Origin of the sequence: Bacillus sp. JCM 19034 (genome assembly GCF_001310635.1) — a bacterium.
Classification (GTDB): Bacteria; Bacillota; Bacilli; order Bacillales; family Bacillaceae_D; genus Halalkalibacter.
The window spans coordinates 17,489-36,740 of sequence record NZ_BAXR01000005.1 but is presented as its reverse complement, the minus strand read 5'-3'; the positions used below and the strand labels follow the sequence as shown (position 1 = coordinate 36,740).

The 19,252-nt window shown below is 37.5% G+C and carries 19 protein-coding genes and 3 pseudogenes; 17 read left to right on the top strand and 5 right to left on the bottom strand.

Annotation, left to right across the window (positions count from 1 at the left end):
* Positions 1–2: 2 nt before the first annotated feature.
* From JCM19034_RS09885 to JCM19034_RS09875, 3 genes are all read left to right on the top strand, one after another.
* Positions 3–1,379: an MATE family efflux transporter gene (locus JCM19034_RS09885; RefSeq protein ID WP_062049349.1), complete on the top strand. Its 1,377-nt coding sequence runs from the start codon at positions 3–5 to the stop codon at positions 1,377–1,379.
* Between the two features lie 103 nt (positions 1,380–1,482).
* A complete protein-coding gene (locus tag JCM19034_RS09880) occupies positions 1,483–2,007 on the top strand; it encodes a YitT family protein (RefSeq protein WP_231686898.1) in 525 nt (174 codons plus the stop codon).
* Between the two features lie 129 nt (positions 2,008–2,136).
* The gene (locus JCM19034_RS09875; protein WP_062049347.1) at positions 2,137–2,946 is read left to right on the top strand and encodes a YfkD famly protein; all 810 of its coding nucleotides are present in this window, start codon (positions 2,137–2,139) and stop codon (positions 2,944–2,946) included.
* A gap of 98 nt (positions 2,947–3,044) precedes the next feature.
* Here the strand turns inward: JCM19034_RS09875 and yfkAB are convergent.
* Positions 3,045–4,162, bottom strand: a pseudogene (gene yfkAB / locus JCM19034_RS23100) (radical SAM/CxCxxxxC motif protein YfkAB).
* Positions 4,163–4,292: 130 nt separating this feature from the next.
* Here yfkAB and JCM19034_RS09865 point away from each other — a divergent pair.
* The 5 genes and pseudogenes from JCM19034_RS09865 to JCM19034_RS09845 all read left to right on the top strand — a co-directional run bounded on the left by JCM19034_RS09865 (position 4,293) and on the right by JCM19034_RS09845 (position 8,156).
* Positions 4,293–4,478 (top strand): SE1561 family protein, encoded by a 186-nt coding sequence (locus JCM19034_RS09865; RefSeq protein ID WP_062049345.1) that lies wholly within the window; start codon positions 4,293–4,295, stop codon positions 4,476–4,478.
* A 21-nt stretch (positions 4,479–4,499) separates the two neighbouring features.
* The gene (locus tag JCM19034_RS09860; RefSeq protein WP_062049344.1) at positions 4,500–5,135 is read left to right on the top strand and encodes a histidine phosphatase family protein; all 636 of its coding nucleotides are present in this window, start codon (positions 4,500–4,502) and stop codon (positions 5,133–5,135) included.
* A 97-nt stretch (positions 5,136–5,232) separates the two neighbouring features.
* A pseudogene (locus tag JCM19034_RS09855) lies at positions 5,233–6,770 on the top strand (fumarate hydratase).
* Between the two features lie 160 nt (positions 6,771–6,930).
* Positions 6,931–7,728, top strand: a complete 798-nt coding sequence (pdaA, locus tag JCM19034_RS09850; protein WP_062049342.1) for a delta-lactam-biosynthetic de-N-acetylase — start codon at positions 6,931–6,933, stop codon at positions 7,726–7,728.
* 98 nt (positions 7,729–7,826) lie between these two features.
* On the top strand, positions 7,827–8,156 hold the full coding sequence (locus tag JCM19034_RS09845) for a hypothetical protein (protein ID WP_062049340.1): 330 nt from the start codon (positions 7,827–7,829) through the stop codon (positions 8,154–8,156).
* A gap of 131 nt (positions 8,157–8,287) precedes the next feature.
* Here JCM19034_RS09845 and JCM19034_RS09840 read toward each other — a convergent pair whose 3' ends face one another.
* Entirely contained in the window at positions 8,288–8,650 is a 363-nt protein-coding gene (locus tag JCM19034_RS09840) for a hypothetical protein (protein ID WP_062049338.1), read from the bottom strand.
* Positions 8,651–8,955: 305 nt separating this feature from the next.
* On the opposite strand from JCM19034_RS09840, the gene rlmD reads away from it, so the two are divergent.
* The 3 genes and pseudogenes from rlmD to JCM19034_RS09825 all read left to right on the top strand — a co-directional run bounded on the left by rlmD (position 8,956) and on the right by JCM19034_RS09825 (position 12,049).
* Positions 8,956–10,362: a 23S rRNA (uracil(1939)-C(5))-methyltransferase RlmD gene (gene rlmD, locus JCM19034_RS09835; RefSeq protein ID WP_062049336.1), complete on the top strand. Its 1,407-nt coding sequence runs from the start codon at positions 8,956–8,958 to the stop codon at positions 10,360–10,362.
* Positions 10,363–10,551: 189 nt separating this feature from the next.
* A complete protein-coding gene (locus JCM19034_RS09830; RefSeq protein ID WP_062049334.1) occupies positions 10,552–11,379 on the top strand; it encodes a GNAT family N-acetyltransferase in 828 nt (275 codons plus the stop codon).
* 134 nt (positions 11,380–11,513) lie between these two features.
* Positions 11,514–12,049, top strand: a pseudogene (locus JCM19034_RS09825) (GNAT family N-acetyltransferase).
* 241 nt (positions 12,050–12,290) lie between these two features.
* Here JCM19034_RS09825 and JCM19034_RS09820 read toward each other — a convergent pair.
* Positions 12,291–13,652 (bottom strand): MATE family efflux transporter, encoded by a 1,362-nt coding sequence (locus tag JCM19034_RS09820; RefSeq protein ID WP_062049332.1) that lies wholly within the window; start codon positions 13,650–13,652, stop codon positions 12,291–12,293.
* Positions 13,653–13,671: 19 nt separating this feature from the next.
* A complete protein-coding gene (locus JCM19034_RS09815) occupies positions 13,672–14,268 on the bottom strand; it encodes a TetR/AcrR family transcriptional regulator (protein ID WP_062049330.1) in 597 nt (198 codons plus the stop codon).
* A 194-nt stretch (positions 14,269–14,462) separates the two neighbouring features.
* On the opposite strand from JCM19034_RS09815, the gene JCM19034_RS09810 reads away from it, so the two are divergent.
* Both JCM19034_RS09810 and JCM19034_RS22250 read left to right on the top strand, forming a co-directional pair.
* The gene (locus JCM19034_RS09810) at positions 14,463–15,209 is read left to right on the top strand and encodes a CPBP family intramembrane glutamic endopeptidase (protein ID WP_062049328.1); all 747 of its coding nucleotides are present in this window, start codon (positions 14,463–14,465) and stop codon (positions 15,207–15,209) included.
* A gap of 50 nt (positions 15,210–15,259) precedes the next feature.
* Positions 15,260–15,685: a hypothetical protein gene (locus tag JCM19034_RS22250; protein WP_197276383.1), complete on the top strand. Its 426-nt coding sequence runs from the start codon at positions 15,260–15,262 to the stop codon at positions 15,683–15,685.
* 487 nt (positions 15,686–16,172) lie between these two features.
* Here the strand turns inward: JCM19034_RS22250 and JCM19034_RS09800 are convergent, their stop codons facing one another.
* Complete coding sequence (locus JCM19034_RS09800) at positions 16,173–16,589, bottom strand: hypothetical protein (protein WP_231686897.1); 417 nt, start codon at positions 16,587–16,589, stop codon at positions 16,173–16,175.
* A 416-nt stretch (positions 16,590–17,005) separates the two neighbouring features.
* Between JCM19034_RS09800 and JCM19034_RS09795 the strand changes: the two genes are divergently transcribed.
* The 4 genes from JCM19034_RS09795 (at position 17,006) to JCM19034_RS24845 (ending at position 19,239) form a co-directional block, all read left to right on the top strand.
* A complete protein-coding gene (locus JCM19034_RS09795) occupies positions 17,006–17,542 on the top strand; it encodes a hypothetical protein (protein WP_062049321.1) in 537 nt (178 codons plus the stop codon).
* A 23-nt stretch (positions 17,543–17,565) separates the two neighbouring features.
* On the top strand, positions 17,566–18,312 hold the full coding sequence (locus JCM19034_RS23095; RefSeq protein ID WP_231686896.1) for a hypothetical protein: 747 nt from the start codon (positions 17,566–17,568) through the stop codon (positions 18,310–18,312).
* Between the two features lie 190 nt (positions 18,313–18,502).
* Positions 18,503–18,625, top strand: coding sequence for a hypothetical protein (locus JCM19034_RS24060; protein ID WP_269431686.1), 123 nt, complete (start codon positions 18,503–18,505; stop codon positions 18,623–18,625).
* Positions 18,626–18,663: 38 nt separating this feature from the next.
* Complete coding sequence (locus JCM19034_RS24845; protein WP_370621876.1) at positions 18,664–19,239, top strand: multicopper oxidase domain-containing protein; 576 nt, start codon at positions 18,664–18,666, stop codon at positions 19,237–19,239.
* The last annotated feature ends 13 nt before the right edge of the window (positions 19,240–19,252 follow it).

Here is a 19,252-nt window from a genome sequence, read left to right as displayed (position 1 = left end):
ACATGAGTGTACAACAGCTTGATTTTACAGATGGACCTATATTAAAGAAAATGGTCATTTTTTCATGGCCCATTTTTTTGAGCAACGGTTTACAGGCGTCCTATCAATTAATTGATTCATTATGGGTAGGGAATTTGTTAGGGTCAGAGGCTTTAGCTGCAATCACGATTTCAGCAACGGTCATTTTTACGATCTTAAGTTTTATCATCGGATTAAATGGTGCAACCTTAACGGTAATTAGCCAACGTAAAGGGGCGAAAGATGAAGAGGGCTTAAAGAACTCTTTAAATGCCTTTGTTTTTGTTCTTGGTACGTTAACGTTATTATTAGGGTTTGTTGGTTTCTTTTTTTCAGATGTGATTTTACGAATTCTTGGTACTCCTGAATCAGTTTCGCCGTTAGCAAAATCTTATTTGCAAATTAATTTTATCGGAATCTTTTTTTTATTTGGCTATAATTTTATTGCGACAGTATTGCGTGCGATGGGAGATAGTCGCACGCCGATTCGCTTTATTTTTATGGCTGTGATGCTTAACCTCGTGCTTGATCCATTATTTATTTACGTGTTTGGATTAGGAATAGAAGGAGCTGCTTATGCGACGGTAATAGCTCAAGGGATCGCATTTTTATATGGCCTATGGTTTTCAATTAAGAAGGCGGGAATTCCATTTCAAATACCTACTTTACCTGAACGAAACTATTTTATCGTCCTTTTTAAAATGGGGTTACCAGCCGGATTGTCGATGATGGCGATTTCAGCTGGGACGTTAGCGATTATGAGTGTTGTCACAAGCTATGGTGAAGATGTTGTCGCTGGTTTTGGGGCCGCTCAACGTTTAGATAGCTATATCATGCTGCCAGCACTAACGTTAGGATCAGCCGTAAATAGTATGGCTGGGCAAAATATTGGGGCGCAAATGTGGACAAGAGTCAACGACATTGCAAAGAAAGCAGTTGGCTTAATTGTTGTTGTGTCAGTAATGATTAGCTTGACTGTATTTATTTTTGCTAAACCACTGATTCAACTGTTTATACAAGATGAACAAACGGTTCAGTTTGGTAAAGTCTATGTTCAAACGATTGCCTTCTTTTACCCTTTTTTAGGAATTAACTTTGTATTAAATGGCATCGCACGGGCAGCAGGGGCGATGTTTCCTGTTTTACTGTTAAACATTATTTCATTTTGGTTATTACGGTATCCGCTAACGGCGTTATTCTCCAGCTATCTAGGTGAAAAGGGGATTGCTGTTGGGATGGGAGTGAGCTTCGTTGTGAGCAGTTTCTTCGCACTCGGTTATTATTTCCTCGGAAATTGGCGAAAGGTTAGTGAAGATATTACACAAAAAACAGCGAAGAATCTAGAAAAAAGAGAGGAATAACTATGAATGCTTATACAATTAGAACGTTAAGCTATATTGGTGGCTTGTTAATCGTTTCTTTTGGCATATCTTTAACGATAATATCCGGTTTAGGGATTGGTGCTTGGGATGCCTAAATGTTGGCCTGGCGAATCTAACTCGTTTTACAGTCGGTAATTGGGTGATTATTATCGGGATTTTATTAATATTGGTTAATGCTTTGTTAATTAAGCGAAGACCTGAACTATTCTCCATTTTGACGGTATTTGTCCTAGGTTATTTTATCGATTTTTGGTTAATTTATATCTTTTCAAATGTATTATTTGCGACATTTCTATTACAACTGCTCGTTTTATGTATTGGGATCACTGTGATTGCTTTTGGTGCTTCTATTTATTTGCAAGCGGAGTTTGCCCGAATTCCAGTAGATGGATTAATGCTCGCGATTAAGGATTTACTTAAGGTGAACTTTTTTATCGCAAAGACGATAACGGAGCTGCTTGCTTTAGTACTAGCCTTTATTGTTGGCGGGCCGATAGGATTAGGGACGGTATTTGTTACCTTTTTAATTGGGCCAATGATTCAATGGTTTTATCCTTTAGTTGAAAAGAGAATTCAATGGAAAGAAGCGAAAAAGTTAAACAGTTAAAGTGAAATTTAGACTTGCTACACAAATTTGGAATCACTGTCATTTCAGAACACTCGTTAATGGATAATATCGCTTTCCACTGCTTAAACTAAAGATACAAATGAGCTTAGTTTGAAGGAGGAGTGTATGATGAAACGTGTACTCATAGTATTCATTGTTATGGTAGCAGTTTTCTTTTCACCAATTCAATTCTTGGCAGAATCAAAGGATGGGAATAAAAAGGCAGATGATTTTGAAATACCGGATTCAGTTATTAAAATTGGAAAAGAAAATACTTATACAAACCCGACACAGGATTTGCCTTACCTGCAGCCGAGTGAATTAGCTGAAGAATTAATGGGTACAACTGAAATCTCAATCGAGAACCCCGATTTAGTGAAATTGTTAAATGAAACAACGGTTCAAAATTCTAAATTAGCTATAGGGTTTCGTGCATCGATATATTTAGGGGAATGGCCGTTGTCCTATCAATCGGATAGTACGGAAGTAAATTGGGAGCATCAGAAGATTAATACGAATTTCTTAGATAACCGTGGGGGAAATGGTTCTAAAAAGTTATCTTATTATCAAGAGCAGCAAAAGAAGTTTACAGGTGGTTTGACAGCTAAGATACCGAACAGTGAAGCAGTCAAAAAAATGATGATGATTCACGCTGCAGAGGTGACAAGCTTACCGCTTGCGTTTGAAACGGTTATAGGTCAAGGAACGAGTAAGCAAAATAAGTATAATGTTCCTGCTAAACAGATCGGTTATTTATACAGCTATGTACCGGCTGTACATGAAAAAGGAAAAGTAACATATGGTGAAGTTTATTTAACGTTTAAAGGTGGAAAACGAACGCTTGAGGTGAAGAATGTCACACAGCAAGGAGTAGGTGCGTGGATTCCGGTACAAGATCATTTGTCCTTTACGTTTGTTTCATCTGATCAACCGCGATAAGAAAAATGTGCTAACCATTCGAATCGTTTCCCGCAGCCTTCAGCGATATTATACCTTCTTACGCCTAAAGAAAAAGTAAGCTAGTCTCTCTAGCTTACTTAATTTTCGTTTTGTCGTTTTTGAAAATCAACATTTGGATAATAGGCATCCTTGACAAGGACATTTGGACCGAGGCATTTTACGGCAGGACAATGACAATGGAGTGACTTTGCGAGTGGTGATTGCCGCCACTTATCGTAAGAATCTTGGAGCCTCATATTTTGAATATTCCAAGTGTAGGTCCTTCATCGCCAAAGTCTGTCACAATGACATTACCATCAAAAATATTCACATTTAAACGCGAACGGCCATCGGGATCGTTGCGAACAGTAACATTTTTTTCCTTATAGAGACGATTTAATAAAGCCAAATCTTCTTCTTGCTCATTACAAGGGTAAAATGGTAACGTACCAAACAACATCCAAACGTCTTCGTTGCGGACATCTAATAAGCGGTGAATGCCAGCACGAATGTCATCAAGTGAAGCGGTCTCTAATGCACTCGCAAAATCACTAGTACATAGGGTGAACCTCATGACGTTGACAACCCATTTCGACGATTTTTTCATGGATTTTCTCAAGGTGCGGCAATGTTCGTTTATTAATCATCGTCTCTGCTGAAACTAAAACTCCTTCACTTGTTAGAGCCTTTGCATTTTCAACCATTCGATCATAGAGCTTCGCACGTTGTTCAAAAGAAGGCTTACGCTCCATTACTGCAAAGCCAATCGAAGCGAAGTCCTCAACACTTCCGTAATTATATGAAATATGAAGAACATCTAAATATGGAATGATTTTTTATATCTTTTTAAATCAAGCGTTAAATTTGAGTTGATTTGCGTTCGTACTCCACGCTCGTGGGCATACTTAAGAAGAGGGACGACATATTCATCGACTGATTTCGTTGAAAGCATCGGCTCTCCACCTGTAATGCTAAACGATCGCAACGTTGGAATTTCATCAAGACGTTTAAGTAATAAATCCAATGGTAGTGGGTCTGGATCCTTCGTTTGTAACGTATAGCCAACTGCACAATGTTCACAGCGCATATTACATAACGTCGTTGTTGTAAATTCAATATTCGTTAAAGTCATCTTGCCGTATTCTTTTATATCCTCATACGCCTCCCAAGGATCATTGGTCGGTGTAATAGCTTGTTTCGTATGTATCACTAACATCGTGCTCCTTTCCTACCCATCATAACGTAAAATGGCAAAATTGACGAGTGGTAGACAAAGTCTGTTTGTACCCACTCATGATGTTTGTTACAATTTAAAAGAAATATTAGCAAAAAAGGAGCGAAATCATTTGTCTAATCAGACAGAAAAATATCAAGAAGAAAAGCAAATGGATGAATTACATAAACGACTTCATTCCATTCTCGACATGTTGGATTCAATAGATCCAGAAGCAGCAGGTGTAAAGGAAATCGATCATATTTTAGCGATGTTAGATGATGTTGAAGAAAAATGTAAGCAATTTAGAAACAGTTAGTAGAAAAGAGGAGAAAAGCTGATGAAGTTGTATTTGATTCGACATGGTGAATCAGAGGGGAATTCATTAGGGAAAATTCAAGGCCAAGAAAATTACGAATTAACGGAAAAAGGTCGAAGGCAAGCAGCTTTAGTCGGACAGTATATAAAGGAAAAGGCAATTACTCATTTGTACAGTAGTGATTTAACACGTGCACTGGATACAGCAACGATTATTTCACAGAATATTAATGTGTCTCCTGTTAAAACACAGCTTATTCGTGAAATCCATTTAGGACCGTTGCAAAACTTAACGAGAACGGAAATTTATGATAAATATCCACATGTGATTGAATCGTCAATAATTTTGTCGGGTATTGAAGGTACTGAGCAAGCTGATGCGATAACGGCTCGTTGCCAGCAATTTTTACAGGAAATGCTTCAAAATCATAAGGATGACCATGTTGCAGTCGTTTCACACGGAGGCTTCTTAAGTATCTTATTAATGTATTTAATTGTTGGGGATGAGTGGCCAAGTTATAAACGGCCATTTCAGTTGTCGAATACAAGTGTAACGAGTATTGAATGGCGAGAAGGAAAGTATTCGCCTGTTATTCATTATACGAATAAGACGGAGCATTTACGAATGGACGAAGTATCAGGAAAGGGATTGCTGTGAGAGAAAAGGAGAAGCTGTTCCTTTTCTTTCACAGCATTCTCGCATTATAATAGAAGGTGTATCATTTTATAGATGAAAGGGAGATCTGATAATGGGTATGGAGAAGCTTCAAGAGAGCATGTATAAGCTAATTGTGGAAACGTCTACAAATCTACCAAACGATGTACGTAGAGCGATTGTAGCAGCGAAGGCGAAAGAAAACGCTGGAACTCGTGCGGCACTTTCTTTGAAAACGATAACAGATAATATTAGTATGGCAGATGAAAAGATTTCACCTATTTGTCAGGATACTGGGATGCCAACCTTTGAAGTGAAGGTTCCTGTAGGCGTGAATCAAATTGAAATGAAAAAAGTGATTAATGCGGCTATCGAGCAGGCGACAGCAGATAGTAAATTACGCCCGAACTCTGTTGATTCACTAACTGGAAAAAATAGTGGCAATAATCTCGGAGCTGGAACACCTGTTATCCATTTTGAACAATGGGAAAAAGATGTGATTGATGTTCGTCTTATTTTAAAAGGGGGCGGCTGTGAAAATAAAAACGTCCAATATAGCCTGCCAACTGAATTAGACGGATTAGGTCGGGCCGGACGTGATTTAGATGGGATTCGTAAATGTATTATGCATTCTGTTTATCAGGCGCAAGGTCAAGGCTGTAGTGCTGGATTTATCGGCGTTGGAATCGGTGGCGACCGGACAACAAGTTATTCATTAGCAAAGGAACAGCTTTTCCGTACCGTTGATGATGTTAACGAAAATGAAGAGTTACGTAAGCTAGAGGAGTACGTATTGGAAAATGCCAACAAGCTTGGTATCGGTACGATGGGCTTTGGTGGCGAGGCCACATTGTTAGGCTGTAAAATCGGAGCGATGAATCGCCTACCAGCAAGCTTCTTCGTATCCGTTGCATACAATTGCTGGGCGTATCGTCGTTTAGGTGTTGTCCTTGATCAACATTCAGGCGAAATCATTGATTGGCTTTATAAAGATGATGAAACAGTTGATTTAGAGCAAGCATCAAAAGAAGTAGAGGTTGCAGAAGCGACAGAAGAAGTTCGTGAGGTCGTGCTAGAAGCTCCAATTACAGAAGAACAAATCCGTGAGTTAAAAGTTGGGGATGTTGTCGTGATTAATGGGATGATGCATACGGGCCGAGATGCGATTCATCATCACTTGATGGAACATGATGCACCTATAGATTTGAACGGTCAAATTATTTATCACTGTGGCCCGGTTATGATGAAGGATGAGAATGAAAAATGGCACGTGAAGGCTGCTGGCCCAACGACTAGTATTCGTGAGGAGCATACCAAGGTGACATTATGAAGAAGTTCGGTATTCGTGCTGTCATCGGTAAAGGTGGCATGGGGCCTAAAACATTAAAGGCACTTGAGGAGCACGGTGGTGTGTACTTAAATGCGATCGGTGGAGCAGCACAATATTATGCTGACTGTATTAAGGAAGTCAAAGGCGTGGACTTAATGGAATTTGGGATTCCAGAAGCAATGTGGCACTTAGAAGTAGAAGGGTTCGCTGCAATTGTCACAATGGATTCACATGGTAATAGCTTACATGCTGATGTTGATAAAACGTCATTAGAGAAGCTTGAACAGTTTAAAGAGCGTGTCTTTTAATAAACAGAATCGGCTGTCTTTAGGTCATATTATTGACTTGAAGGCAGTTTCTTTATATTACAAAGAGTTTCGGTCTCGTAAGTCAATATTACGAAAAATTTATTTTGCTACATAAAGCATGCAGAAAAAGGCACGCTAAAAATAAAAAGGAGTCGACAAGATGGGAAAACGAATACTCATAACAGCTCTTTGTTTTATATCGATGTTTTCTTTCATTCCTCAAGCTTTTGCCTATGATAATACAGCATACAATTGGAGTTATAAACCAGAGAAAAATCAAAAACCAGTTACCACCGAACCTCACTATTTAGAGCTACTTGAGAAAACAGGTGGTTTTTTTATCGGTGACACGAATGAAAAAGAGCTTTATTTAACGTTCGATAATGGATATGAAAATGGCTATACCGAAGTCATATTGGATATTCTAAAGGAAAAACAAGTTCCTGCTGCCTTTTTTGTAACCGGTCATTATTTAGAGGATGCATCCGATTTAGTAATAAGAATGGTCGAGGAAGGTCATATTGTCGGAAACCATTCATGGCATCATCCAAGCTTACCAAAGGTTGGCGATGGTCGTCTTTTAAATGAGTTAAAAAAGGTGAAAGAGCGATTTACTGAACTAACAGGTGTGAAGGAAATGCAGTATTTACGACCACCGCGTGGAGAATTTAGTGAACGGTCTTTAGCACTATCACAAAAGCTTGGTTATACAAACGTATTTTGGTCGATGGCCTATAAGGATTGGGAGGTCGATAACCAAAAGGGAGGCGATTATGCCTACGAACAAATTATGAAGCGAACCCACCCTGGTGCGATTATGCTTATACACTCTGTTTCAAGTGATAACGCCAAAGCATTACCGCGTGTAATTGATGATTTACGAGAACAAGGATATGTATTTAAAAGCTTAGATGACTTAATGTTGAAAAAGCAGCTAGAAGCATTACCATTTCCGTAAGATTGTTTACGGGAGGGCTAGAATTGAGCTAACTGTATGTTTATCCGAAGGAACACATTTTCATATAGAATAACTAGCGAATAGGTGCAGGTTTACGAGTGAAAAAAGGGGAAACATGCATCAAAAGGCAAATAGGTGCAGGTTTGCGAGGAAAAAGAGGGGAAACGTGCATCAAAAGGCGAATAGGCGCAGGTTTGCGAGGAAAAAGAGGAAAAACGTGCATCAAAAGGCGAATAGGTGCAGGTTTGCGAGGAAAAAGAGGGAAAACATGCATCAAACGGCGAATAGGTGCAGGTTTGCGAGGAAAAAGAGGGGAAACGTGCATCAAAAGGCAAATAGGTGCAGGTTTGCGAGGAAAAAGAGGGGAAACGTGCATCAGAAGGATTAAGTGCAATTCCGAGTGGAAAGAGCTGATGTTTGCAAGATAACAAAAACAATTGGATCAAGCAGAATGTTTGCTGCTGTAATCGGTAATGATGCGTGTAACTAATTAGTGTCATTCGTTCCACAAAAAGAGCCTCAAGTAAGGGATAATCCCTCCTGAGGCTCTATTATGTCTTTAGTTCGCGAAGCTTTCTTGACCAATTGCTGCAGCAATTGTTTCAAGAGTGCTAACATCTGTTACATCAAATGCTATCGGTTGCTTACTTCTTACGACAAGCATTCCAATCTCCTCATCTGATGAATTTGTAATTGGGAATTTTAGCTCACCGTTACATTCCCACTTTAAATCATCCTCAAATGATGATGCAGCAACAAGCTTATGATTAAGCTGTTCATAAAGATAGATTCCCGCCCAATCAATATAGAGAACTTGTTTAACTAAGCTCTCAACTGTTTTCTCAAAAATTGATTGCATACTTTCTTTCTTGTATACATACGCCATAATTTGTAATGAAGCGATATCTGTAGGTATTGACACACATTATCTCCCCTTTTTCATATCTGTTTTACTATTTTATCAGAGATAAAGAGGTTAAAGGTCTAGTAAGTTTAGGAAGTATTGCTGAAATGTAATTAGACTTACAATTAAGTTATTTAAGCGGTGCAAAATATATTCTCTTGATTTTGCGAGTTTCCTATAATTATAACTGCTACTTTCAAAAAACAACTCCTAATGTTTAGCATCAAATAAGTTTCGTAATACTCTCTTTCACGAATCATTAAACAAAAGGAACACGTACAATATGCTATAATAAAGGGAATTTGTGATCGGAGTTGAGTGACATGAATAAAAAGGTTCAACAGAATCATGTGAAAACGAACCAAATGGAAAAAGGGCAAAAGTTCCCGTTAACGATAAAGAGGTTAGGTATTAATGGCGAAGGAGTCGGCTACTTTAAGAAACAGGTTGTGTTTATTAAAGGTGCATTACCTGGAGAAGAGGTAGTTGCGGAGGCTGAAGTGATTCATCCGCGTTATACAGAAGCAAAGGTACTTAAAACTAGGAAAAAATCGCCTGACCGAATTGATGCACCATGTCCTGTTTATGATCAATGCGGGGGCTGTCAGCTTCAGCATTTAAAATATGAAGCGACATTAGAGGAAAAACGCAATATTGTCGTTCAAGCATTTGAGCGTCATACAAAGCTTAATATGGAAAAAGTAACGATATTGCCAGCGATAGGGATGGACAACCCATGGAATTACCGTAATAAAGGCCAAATGCAAGTTAAGAGAGAAGGGCGTTTTGTGCGAGCGGGCCTTTATGCAGAGAACTCACATCAGCTTGTCGATTTGTCGGAATGTCCAATCCAGCATGAAGCGATAAATCGCGTGACGAAAGTGGTTAAGCAAATTTTAAACGATCTAAACGTCTCGATTTATGAAGAGAGAAAGCATAAGGGAGCGATTCGGTCGGTTGTATCAAGAGTGGCCTTTGAAACAGGAGAAATTCAAGTTGTTCTTGTAACGAAAACGAATGAGCTGCCAAGAAAAGAGGCAATGATCGCTGAAATTAACAAACGATTACCTGAAGTAAAATCGATCGTTCACAACATTAATGAGAAGAAAACATCACTCATTTTTGGTGATAAAACAAAGGTAATCGCAGGAGATAGAGAGATCACTGAAAAATTAGGGTCACGAACCTTTTCCTTATCTGCAAGAGCATTCTTTCAGCTCAACCCAGAGCAAACAAAAAAGCTTTACAACAAAGTGAAAGAAGCTGGTGCATTTACAGGTAAAGAAAAAGTCGTTGATGCATATTGTGGAGTTGGAACAATTGGCTTATGGATTGCCGATCAAGTAGCTGAGGTTAGAGGAATGGATGTTATTGCTGAAGCAATTGAAGATGCTAAAAAGAATGCAAAAGCAAATGGCTTTGAGCATCTAACGTATGAAGTCGGAAAAGCAGAGCAGCTCCTGCCAAAATGGGTTAAGCAAGAATGGAAGCCTGATGTGATTATCGTCGATCCGCCAAGAGTCGGCTGTGACAAGCAACTACTGCAGACGATTAAGAAGGTAAAGCCAAAAAAAGTGATCTATGTATCGTGTAATCCTTCAACCTTAGCAAAGGATGTGGAGGAATTGCGTAAAGAAAACTACAAAGTAAACTCGATTCAGCCAGTGGATATGTTTCCATGGACGGCACAGGTTGAAAATGTTGCGGTGTTAGGGTTGAATAATAATTAATTTGATGGTTGCTATAGAATCGGTGAAGTACCTAAGGCTCCCACCGGATTCTATATACTTCGCTCAAAGCATTGATCATATTAGCATTAGGATTAAACTTTTCTATTTTATTTTCAAATAATGACCTATGAGTGATATACCTTTGCATTTTCTTTTCCCGAAAGATGAAGTGTATGAGAGGAGAAAAAAATGATTTCTGAATTAAAGCAAAGTGATTTTCATAAATGTACAGGAATTATAAATGAACAAGGGCAATTAGAGGCTAAAGCAATCATTACTGGAGTTAACCCTGGACGTATATTTGTTGACAATACGATTACACCTAAATCTGGACTTATTTGGTTAGGTAATAATGATGGTTTTATATTTATTGGAGATGAAAGTAATGAGAGATTTAACAAAGAAATAAATACTTTTATTGACCATGTAATAAAACCTGAAGCAAAGAAAGTAGGTTTACAATGGTTTGAAGGGGTAGGCAATCATCATAAGTGGAATAACACTATTGAATTGTTATTTAAAGATCGCAAATTAGGAAGTTGGCTACAAAGAGTTTATATGTTAGAAAAAGAGAACTATAAACCTGAAAGAGAATCTTTGCTGGAAGAAGGGTATACCGTTCATAAAATGACCAAGTCTCTCTATGAAAACAATAATAGCACAATAAAGAACATTGAGTTCTTACACTCAAAAGTATTAGAGTTTTGGTCATCACCCGAACGTTTTTTTAATGAGGGGATTGGTTATTGTATTGTCTCTAATAACGAGATTGTTAGTGTCTGTTTTTCAGGTTTTGTTTTTGAAAATATTCATTGTATTGATATTGAAACGTTAGAGGGACATCAAGGAAAAAAATTGGCTCAAACGATAGCACACAGCTTTGTAAAAGAGTGTTTTGAGAATAATATGGTTCCGTATTGGGATTGTATGGAGGTAAATAAACCATCCATTGCAGTCGCCGGAAATTTGGGATTTTATCATACATTTAACTACGTAGGCTATGAATTTCCAATTTAACAGCATCAAAAGTAAAAATGTATTCTCCGTTTGTAATGCTTACTCGTACTATTCTGATAATTCAGAAACATATCACCCCCCAGAAATAAGTAACAAGTTTAATATAATCATTCATTTTGCTAGGAGGGATCAGAATGTTATTCAAAAATGGTGAGTTAGTAGTTCGTAAATTAGAATGGAAAGATAACCATTTGTTAGCTAAATGGCTTTCTGATCCTTTAGTTCTTGAATACTATGAAGGAAGGGACAATCCCTTTAATTTAGAAAAGGTAAATAAGGAGTTTTATCAGCGTGAAAACGGTGAAATCGGCTGTATTGTAGAATTTGAAAAAGTTGAAATTGGATATATTCAATTTTATCAATTGGATAATGAAACAAGGAAATTATATGGGTATGTTGATGTTCCTGATGTTATTTATGGAATTGACCAATTTATAGGAGAAATCAATTATTGGAATCGAGGTATTGGTACCCTTCTTGTTAAAACTATGGTGGAGTATTTAGTTGAGCAGAAGAATGTAGATAGAGTGGTTATGGACCTCAAACTTGGAATGAGAGAGCCATTCGCTGTTATGAAAAGTGTGGTTTTGAAAGGGTTAAGCTTCTACCTAAAAATGAACTTCATGAAGGGGAGTATCGAGATTGTTGGTTGATTGAATATGCAAAGTAAACTTTCGAATAAGTACATATAATCGATTTGCTAGATGTATGCACTTAATACGTTCGTGCCCTAATAAAAGATTAAATAATGCTTATGGTACGGAGGAAAGAATGGTTAGGTTTTCAATATATATTTAAGTCCCACAGGATGCGTCGTATAGTGACCATTATTATTAGCTTGTCTATGAAAGTACATAACATATAGAAAGAGGCTGGGACAAAACCCGCCTCTTTCTGCGATTGTATCTATCTTACGATGCCTGAATCGAATCGATATGGTTGGTGAGTTTCTTTTCCCACTTTCTCCCTGTCCATCGTCTGTAATGAACAATGCCTCTAACCCATTCATCACAAGCATGAGCGATCCAAACTCCTAATACTCCATATCCTAAGTGGATACCAAATAGATAGGCCAATGGAATTTTTAGTCCCCACATTGAAATGACGGCCATTACTAACGGAAATTTCACATCTCCGGCAGCGCGTAGTGAATTAATGATCACATGGTTGAACACGCGACCTGGTTCTAGGAGGATACAGAATAATAGGACGGCTGATCCGACCGTAATAATCTCCAAATCATTCGTAAAAATCATCAGGACTTGTTCTCGGAATAGCGATACGATAAGAATAAGTCCGAGAGTTATGCCGAATGCCCATTTTAAACTTAGTAATAATTGCTTGTATGCTGTTTCAATCTTCCTCGAACCGAATAATTGAGCGACAAGGATTTCCGTTCCTTCACCGATCGCCATGCCAAATAACATGAAGAACAATACAATATTTGATGCATAGATATGTGTGGCTAGAGCGGTAGCACCCATTAATGTCACCATTTTCGTCACCATCATTTGGCTAAAATGATACGAAAGCCACTCTAGTCCAGAAGGAATCCCAATTTTTAACGTCATGCCAATTTCCCGCCATTTAATATGGATATAATCCCGCAACGCAATTGGTGCTTGGATTCGTTTATATAAAAGAAATAATAGAAAAATGAAGCCTAAGATTCTACTAAAAGCCGTAGAAAAGGCAACGCCCATCACGCCAAGCTCAGGAAAACCGAATAAGCCAAAAATGAGCACAGCATTACCGATAACGTTCACAACGTTCATGCCAATTCCGATATACATCGTATCCATCGTAAATCCGTGAGAGCGAATAACTGGCCCAATCGTCAGCATGACGGCTTCTAAGAACAATGTTCCACCCACAATAAGTAGATACATTTGTGCTAGCTCCGATAATTCTGGAGTTAAATGATAAAACGATAAAAATAGATCACGATTTAATACGAACAGAACACTAATGACGATTCCGAATACGAAATTTAACGTGAGTGCTGATGCAGCAATTTTACTAGCATCATTGAAATTCTTTGCCCCAACAAATTGGGCGATAATTACACCAACACCTAGACCTAATAAGTTAAATAAAATAATTGAAAAATCTAGTAACTGCCTTGTTACTCCAACTGCGGCTACTGCATTATCAGAAACATGGCTTAGCATAAATGTGTCAACATTCCCCATTAAAATATGGGTTAGCATCTCGACAAAAATGGGCCAAGTAAGGGAGAAAGCAGTAAGCTTTTTTATGCTCTTGTTGTTCAATCTACCATTCCTCCAAAAATCACTTAACGTCTATTTTTATTCCATGTAGGAGTACACTTATTGCTTTTTGATTCATTTCGAGAGCTTGTTGTAAGCTCATTCTACGAGAATTCGTTCCAAGCCCTTGCATTAATGAATCAAAAATAAGACTTAGCATTCGGCAATCGTCCTGTTTAAATTCACCTCGTGCCATTCCTTCTTTGAGCAATTTCTCATTAAATTGTAGGTTACTTTCGACTATTTCTCTCAAACGCTCTTTCATTTCAGTACTATGCTGACCTGACATAAATTCATCCCAAGCCTTTGTTAGAGGATTACTAAAATCATCTTCCGCTTGAAACTTAGCTAAATGGTATAGTTTATCGCTAACGGTTTGGCAGTGTTTTTCGATTTCTGTCCACGTTTCATTCCACTGGCGATCCCATTCCTCAAGCAAACAGAGGAAGAGCTTCTCTTTGCTATTGAAATGGTAATAGATGCTCCCTTTACTACAACCGGTAGCCGAAACAATGTCTTCAATTGAGGTAGCTGTATACCCTTTATTAATGAAAAGAGTACGAGCCTGTTCCACAATTTTCTTCTTCGTTTCTTCTGATGCTAGTTGTTTTTTATTCATCTCCACCTCTCCTTAATACTGAACGTTCGGTTTGTAATGTTATTATAAATAGTTTAAGAGGATATAGACAAGTTAAAATATATGACAAAATAGCCTAAGGAAAGGAAGAATGTGTTAGTATTAGGATGCAGTTGTAGCGAATTCACCCTTTTATATAAAGGGATGTAACTATTTTTAGATAGGTGTTGAAAACAATGAAATATATGTTTCATAAAAAGATTCTCGTCTTTATTGTCCTTATTATTTTAAGTTATTTGCCTTTTATTCTTCAATCAACAATAGGTTTTGTACTTACTGCGATTCTCTTTTTTTATGGCACGATAAAATTAGTAAAAGTGGTTAATATAGATGGATTAAAAGATTTAGGATTATTTCGTCATAAAAAGTGGGGCTATTTGTTAGTGAGTGGGATTTTAATTGGATGTTTTTTTAATTATGTCGTTTATGTTATCTTAACTCATTTTAATATCGTTACAATTGAATCTACTTCTCTACAAAAAATTGCTCTTATTCTTGTCTTTGCTATTTTTACTGCTGGTTTTACAGCATTTGCAGAAGAGCTCATTTTTCGGGGCTATGTAGTAAGAACATTGAAAGGGCATCTATCGTGGAAATGGATCGTCTTGATTATTTGTCTTTTATTCACATTGTATCATTTACCACAATGGGGGTTGCCCCTTCCTTATTGGATTCGCTATTTTGTTATGGCCGTTGTTTTTACATTACCATTTATAATAACGAAATCTTTGTGGTTTAGCATCGGCATTCATTTTGGAGGCAATTTTACCTATTATGTGCTTTTAACAGAGTCAGGGTTATTAGCAACAGAGCGGACTGAGGAAGTTATTGAAAAAATGGGCTGGGTATCAGCAGGTATCGCCTTTGTATTGCTTGGTTTTATCTATGTTGTAGCTAAGAAAACGAGACTTCTAGGGAGGTAGACATGGCAATTATTTATAAACAGTGTCCGAATTGTTAGTCAAAAAACACAGTGAAAATCCAATATGGTATGCCAACCTATGAAGCTTTTTTACGAGCAGAGGCAGGAGAAATAAAACTTGGTGGATGTTGTGAGTTGGTCGGAGGACCGAAATATTATTGCCATGATTGTAAGAACGAGTGGAATAAAGAACAGGCCATTGATGCTGCATATGCAAAGATACAAGCTCTTAAAGCGTCAGTCGGTGGCTATTTCGGTGATAGCTATTACGTTGACATAGATATTATTAACCGTAGTATTACATGGCAACATTATAATGATAATGGTTTAATCGTTGGAATTATACAAAAAAATATAAGAAAGGTAACTGTTACGAGATTGATTGAGGAGTTAAAACCGATCGACTTGTTAAACTGGAAAGCCCACTATGAAAACCAAGGTGTTTTGGATGGAACTCAGTGGAGCGTGAGATTTTGAGAGAAGGACGAAATATAAAAAAATCCGGAAGTAACCATTATCCTGAAGAATGGGAGATGTTTTGTAAAATAATTAGAAGGGTGTCAGGAAAGGATTTTAGGTAAAGATAAAACGTTAATGGCAGACGTGTAGCTTGATGCTTTTAAATCTGCCATCTTTTTTGAAGGAGTCAAACGTGTTCTATTACTTTTAAGCATATCCACGTTTTATTTATATTTCATAATAGGGAATTCTATCCTATCCCTTTAACCAGCCAATCAGTTGTTTGTCCGTATAATTTTGTAATAGGTAATTCTTTGCCCTATGGCTTATTTCAGCATTATTTTTATAGAATAAGTTCATACGCCATACTGCTAATGATTGGGGGTTGCTCATATCAATTCAAACAATGTCTTTACAATCTCGATAGTATGTAATGAGCAAACCATTTAACCATCACTGTTGTGGAGGGGAGCTAAGTAGCGAAATGTATAAGGACCATAGCTTATCATGACCTTAAAGAGTAACAAAGCATCCCCATTAAAATAAAAACGATAACCTGTGAAAAACCAATTAATAAGAGACTGTGGTTTGCCATATCACCGATCATCGGTGCCATAATGCCGCTCATCACACCACTTGTGATCCCCATAATGACCGTTTGGTATTCGACTAATGCACCGAACAATACCCCAATACTAATCCCAATGATCGTTGTAAAAATAGTTATTTCCGTAAAATGATATGGGAAATGATAAATAAGAATTAATCCCGTTGCAATTGAAATAATCCCCGCTGGAGTCATCGCTAAATTCATTCCTAAATGATACCCAATTAGTTTGCGTTTTTTAAATAAGAAGGCAAATGTCATTCCTACTAAGACAAAGTTCACATAGAAAAATAACCACAAAATGATTGACGTCATCACCACACCTCCCATTTTACAATATGTATGTTCATCGCGATTAGAAGTAGCCTTTTCCAATTTTCGAAAAAAAATTAATGTTTGTATAAGCCCAAAAATAGAGATTTTATTCCTAAAAGATTGATGAGGGCATATGTTTAGATAGAAAGAAATTGAACCTAAGGAATGAAAGGAGGATAGAATGAAAAGGTCTAATATCCGATTAGAGGAGTACAAAAAAAGCTGTGGGAGCAAAGGAAAAAGGAAGTCATAAAAGAAAGTGCTGAAAACGTAGTTAGCCTTAAAAACGGGCAAGGCCTAACGTCACCAGCTAGTGAGCTACCTACAGAAGAATTGAAAATGGTCCAACAGTATATGCACAGATCGAATTTGCTAAACCTATCCAAAGCATTACCAGATCAAAAAAAGCTATGATCTTGAGGAAATTTTTTAAGCATAAACGAAATCAACAAGTAGAGATATACACGATAGGTGAGAATCCACTACAAATAGTTGGAAAAGTGAATACAATCGGTCGCAATTTTGTTACAGTAACGTCTTTGAAGGATCGGATTTGGATACCATTTTCTAGGATTGAATCTGCTAAAGTTCCATACGGTTTACCTGAGGTTTCATCTTCTCACCAGCATTTTGTTTACGATGAGGAATTACGAAAAAAATTAATTACCCAATTTAGTCAAACCGTTATTGCTAAGGATATCTTGCTGCAACAGTTTTTTGAGGAGACGTTGGAAACCAATTTGCAAACATGGAAAGATACGCGTGTCGAAATTATGACAGAAGATATGGAATACATCGGTAAGATTATCCATTCAAACGATGGCAAAGTTGAAATTAACGGATTAAAAGGTAGTCAATCGATTTTACTGTCAGATATTACGCTTATTAAAACAGTAAGGCTTTTTCATGTGTTAGCTGGTTTTTTGAGGAAAAAGAGGTCAAATAATCCATGAGATGAAATGGAGGATAAAGGTTTATGGATAAAAGCAAAAAGAAGAGACATGTGGCACCGATCATTATTGAACGTAAGAGCAAAAGTGTGCATATGGAACCTGAAACAATGGAAGCAGGGGACGAGAATCTAGAAGAAATAGATGCCATAACAATGGAATCTCGGGACAAGACTGTGGAAGAGACAGATCCATTACCAAAAGATATAGAGGAAGAGAGTGAAGAAGAATTCGGCCAACTAGTAGAAGAGGATGAAAGAGAGGAAGAATTCGGCCAACCAGTAGAAGAGGATGAAAGAGAGGAAGAAATCGACCAATCAGTAGAGGAGGATGAAAGAGAGGAAGAATTCGATCAACCAGAAAAAATAGAGGGTGAGAGAGAGGAAGAAATCGACCAACCGGTGGAACCAGAGGAAGAGAATGTGGAAGGAACGGATTCAATAACAAACCAATCAGAGTACAAGGAAGGACGTTCTTATCGGAGCACGACGGGTTCAAGTTTAAATGAAATTGATCTGTTTAGAGAACGAATTGGTGAGGATGTTTTAATCGTTCTTGAATCTCATCAACTAAATATTTTAGGTCAAGTATTTCGTCCAATCTTTACTGGGAGAATCATTGAAGTTACAGTAGGTTCCATTTTGTTAGAGGATGTCATTATTAAAATGCCTAATGCCCCATTTTTCCAATTTCCAACGCCGCTTAGCTTCCCAATTCAAAAAGTTGTTGGAATGACACGTTTTGATCCAACGACTAGAATGCCGATATTGTAATTACTATTTTCGGAAGGAGAGAGACAAATATGTCAAATTATCAGTTAAGTAAAATCCTTATGATTGGCGAATAGAAGCAATAGCCGAGGAATTTACAAGATACATTGGAAATCGAGCGTTTATTCTCGTTCCACAATTTCCGTTTATTTATATTGGTGTCATTTTAGATGTCGTTGGTAACGAAATTGTAATGGATGTAGAAAGGACGCAAATTGAACAATTAGAAAATCGCATTTGGCAAATTAATATTGATACCATTCATGTTTTTTACATTGAACGTGGAGATGGATGGCCGACAATTCCTGAATTTTAAATGAAAGAAGGGAAGAAATATTATGCTAAGACGATATCATGTCGTTGCGATCCCGATCAGAATTGTTTATAACAATTTGGGATCATGATCCGGATGGCCGAATGTATGTATTAAAGGAAAATGAGGAGCTAGTTAGGGAGCTAGTTAAAAAAAATCCATTCACACCTATTGACTTAGTTGAACCTCTGACCATTCGGGCCAACGAAGGCGATGAAGTAGAAATACTTTTCGAAAATCAATTAAAAACACCTTCCTCAATGCATTTCCAAGAAGCAAACTATGATGTTATGACCTCTGATGGAGCTAATGTGGGCTTTAACGAAGATACAACGGTGCCTCCTGGTGGAGAAATTTTATATTGTCTGAAGGCAAATAATGAAGGGATTTATTATTTCTCAGATGTGGCTAATCCAATTGATGGAGAAGATTTAGGTACAAATATTCATGGCTTATTTGGGGCATTGTTCGTTCAGCATCGAGGATCCACTTGGACCGATCCCGTAACAGGTGGACCAATAAATAGTGGTGCGATCGCCGATGTTCACCACCCCATTTTACCTTCGTTTAGAGAGTATGGCTATTTTTTCATGATGAACCAGAAAATGATGATTTAACGGGAAATGAGCG

What these genes read in the sequence shown, in the direction of transcription:
- JCM19034_RS09885 (WP_062049349.1), top strand. Translation starts at nt 3, where the DNA reads ATGAGTGTACAACAGCTTGATTTTACAGATGGACCTATATTAAAGAAA.
- JCM19034_RS09875 (WP_062049347.1), top strand. Translation starts at nt 2,137, where the DNA reads ATGAAACGTGTACTCATAGTATTCATTGTTATGGTAGCAGTTTTCTTT.
- JCM19034_RS09860 (WP_062049344.1), top strand. Translation starts at nt 4,500, where the DNA reads ATGAAGTTGTATTTGATTCGACATGGTGAATCAGAGGGGAATTCATTA.
- pdaA (WP_062049342.1), top strand. Translation starts at nt 6,931, where the DNA reads ATGGGAAAACGAATACTCATAACAGCTCTTTGTTTTATATCGATGTTT.
- rlmD (WP_062049336.1), top strand. Translation starts at nt 8,956, where the DNA reads ATGAATAAAAAGGTTCAACAGAATCATGTGAAAACGAACCAAATGGAA.
- JCM19034_RS09830 (WP_062049334.1), top strand. Translation starts at nt 10,552, where the DNA reads ATGATTTCTGAATTAAAGCAAAGTGATTTTCATAAATGTACAGGAATT.
- JCM19034_RS09815 (WP_062049330.1), bottom strand. Translation starts at nt 14,268, where the DNA reads ATGAATAAAAAACAACTAGCATCAGAAGAAACGAAGAAGAAAATTGTG.
- JCM19034_RS09810 (WP_062049328.1), top strand. Translation starts at nt 14,463, where the DNA reads ATGAAATATATGTTTCATAAAAAGATTCTCGTCTTTATTGTCCTTATT.
- JCM19034_RS09800 (WP_231686897.1), bottom strand. Translation starts at nt 16,589, where the DNA reads ATGACGTCAATCATTTTGTGGTTATTTTTCTATGTGAACTTTGTCTTA.
- JCM19034_RS23095 (WP_231686896.1), top strand. Translation starts at nt 17,566, where the DNA reads ATGGATAAAAGCAAAAAGAAGAGACATGTGGCACCGATCATTATTGAA.
- JCM19034_RS24060 (WP_269431686.1), top strand. Translation starts at nt 18,503, where the DNA reads ATGGATGTAGAAAGGACGCAAATTGAACAATTAGAAAATCGCATTTGG.
- JCM19034_RS24845 (WP_370621876.1), top strand. Translation starts at nt 18,664, where the DNA reads ATGTCGTTGCGATCCCGATCAGAATTGTTTATAACAATTTGGGATCAT.